Source organism: uncultured Ruminococcus sp., from assembly GCF_937915125.1.
In the GTDB taxonomy this organism is placed as follows: Bacteria; Bacillota; Clostridia; order Oscillospirales; family Ruminococcaceae; genus Ruminococcus_C.
Map to the genome: position 1 here is coordinate 1 of NZ_CALDMP010000089.1, position 2,619 is coordinate 2,619.

Here is a 2,619-nt window from a genome sequence, read left to right on the forward strand (position 1 = left end):
CTGATGCGGATATGGCAGAAGAAGAAACTGAAACGAATCAACCTTCTTGAGGGTTCTGTTTCTTCCGGGAAGACGTGGATATCCTTAGTGCTCTGGGGATTCTGGGTGGCAACCATGCCACAGGACAAGCTGTATCTTATGTGCGGTAAGTCACTGACAACGCTGAAGCGAAACTGCCTGATACCACTGGAAGAGCTGTTCGGGACATCGAACTTCACTTTTTCCACATCGGCAAAAGAGGCGTATCTGTTCGGGCGCAGGATCTTGCTGGAAGGCGCAAATGATGCAAGATCGGAATCGAAAATACGAGGTCTGACATTACAAGGCGCATACTGTGACGAGCTGACACTGTTCCCGCGGGATTTCTTTGTTATGCTCCTGTCCCGTCTCCGTGTGCCTGGCGCAAAGCTCATCGCTACCACAAACCCGGACAGCCCGGAGCACTGGCTGAAAAAAGAATATATCGACAGAAGCGCAGAACTGGATATGCTGGTGATGCGCTTTTTGCTTGATGATAATACAACGCTGGATCCCGGATATGTTTCCGCAATCAAAGCAGAGTACACCGGCGTGTTTTACGATCGGTTTATTTTGGGGAAGTGGTGTCTCGCGGAAGGTATCATCTATCCACAGTTTGATCGCAGCGTCCACGTGACAGGTCAATCTCCTGTGAAACACGGGAAATGGTATATCAGCGTGGACTATGGCACACTCAACGCATTCAGTGCAGGTCTTTGGCAATATGACGGCGAAGCCGCATACAGAGCCGCAGAGTGGTATTACAGCGGACGTGAGACACGAAAGCAGCTGACAAACGGACAGTATCTGGAGCAAGTGAAAAAGCTCGCTGGAAATCTGGAGATCGAGGCGGTGATTGTTGACCCGTCTGCGGCATCTTTTATTGCAGAGCTGCGGCAGGCAGGATTCACGGTGCGGAAAGGCAGGAACGGTGTCGTGGATGGCATCCGCCGTGTATCCACAGCATTGCAAAAGGGAAAGCTGTTTTTCTCTCCGGAATGCAAGGACTGCATCCGGGAATTTTCCTTGTACCGATGGAATGAGAAAGCCAGCGAAGATACACCGATCAAGGAGAACGACCACGCTATGGACGATGTGCGGTATTTCGTCAATACGATCATGCGGGAAACTGTAACCATCAGCGGCATCGGAGGTGGACTATAACAAGTGAATTATCCAAAACAGGAATATTATATTATGCAGGAATCAGCAGAAATGACGCCGGAAATCCTGGGATACTGGCTGAAGCAGCATCAGGCAGACTGCAGACGATTCCGGTATTTGCAGGACATGTATGAAGGGCGGCATCCGATCTCGCTGGAACCGCCGAAAGAGCCGTGGAAGCCGGACAACCGTATCACGGTAAATTTCGCAAAGTACATCGTGGACACATTCAACGGCTATTTCATCGGCATTCCGGTGAAAACCATGCACCCGGACAGTGATGTCAAGATGGAAATGGAACAAATCGAAATGTACAGCGACCAGGATGACAACAATGCGGAGCTTTCAAAAATATGCAGCATTTTCGGCAGCGGCTTCGAATTGGTGTATACGGACGAATATGCGCAGATCTGCATGACATATTTCACGCCGATGGAATGCTTTGTGATCTATGATGATTCTGTGGCAAGAAATCCGATTTACGGTGTGCGGTATTACAAGAACTCCGACGGCGTTACAGTCGGGTCGATGTACACCAGAGACATGGAGATCCCGTTTTCTGATGCCGGCGGCATTCATTTTCTGGAACAGAAGCCACATTATTTCTCCGGTGTGCCGCTGATCGAGTATATCGAGAACGAAGAACGGCAGGGCGCATTTGAACAGGTAGAGAGTGCCATCAACGCCTATGAAAAAGCACTTTCTGAAAAAGCAAATGATGTAGACGCTTTTGCGGATGCATATCTTCTGCTTCTGGGGCTTTCTCTGGATGAAAAAGAACTTTACACCATTCGGAACGACAGAACGATTCACGTAAAACCAATGGATCCTGACGATCTAAATGCCATACGGGTGGAATTTTTGCAAAAACCCTCTGCGGATGCGACGCAGGAAAATCTGCTGAACCGTCTGGAAACACAGATTTTCTCCATGTCCATGGTGGCGAATATTTCAGACGAAAGCTTTGGCGGAAGCTCTGGAACGGCGCTGGCGTACAAGCTACAACCCATGAAAAATCTGGCAGTGCTGAAAGCACGGAAATTTACAAGCGGCATGAATCAACGGTGGAAGCTGATTGCATCGCATCCATCCACGAAGATGGCAGAGGATGCCTATCTGAATGTTACATATCAATTTACGCAGAATGCGCCAAAAAATCTGCTGGAAGAAGTGCAGACAGCGTCGCAGATGGCTGGTATCACATCGAAAGAGACGCAGCTTTCTGTGATTTCTGCTGTGGACGATCCGCAGAAGGAGATCGAGAAGATCGAAGCAGAAAACGGCACAGAGCCGGAGGACGTCTATAGGGCGGAGCGGGTGACCAATGAGCAAGAGCAGTAAGGTCTATTGGCGTGACAGAAAAGCGCAGTATGACGAAACGCTGTACAAGGATGAAACCAGGATGTACGCAAAGCTTGCGGCATATTACGAGAAAGA

General features: G+C 49.3%; 2 protein-coding genes. Both read left to right on the forward strand.

Translation table 11 applies throughout. From position 1 onward, the window contains the following. A partial coding sequence (locus tag Q0418_RS08905; protein ID WP_298483784.1) for a PBSX family phage terminase large subunit occupies positions 1 to 1,182 on the forward strand: 1,182 nt, incomplete at its 5' end. Positions 1,183 to 1,215: 33 nt separating this feature from the next. Next, a complete protein-coding gene (locus Q0418_RS08910; RefSeq protein ID WP_298483785.1) occupies positions 1,216 to 2,523 on the forward strand; it encodes a phage portal protein in 1,308 nt (435 codons plus the stop codon). Positions 2,524 to 2,619: the final 96 nt, after the last annotated feature.

What these genes read in the sequence shown, in the direction of transcription:
- Q0418_RS08910 (WP_298483785.1), top strand. Translation starts at nt 1,216, where the DNA reads ATGCAGGAATCAGCAGAAATGACGCCGGAAATCCTGGGATACTGGCTG.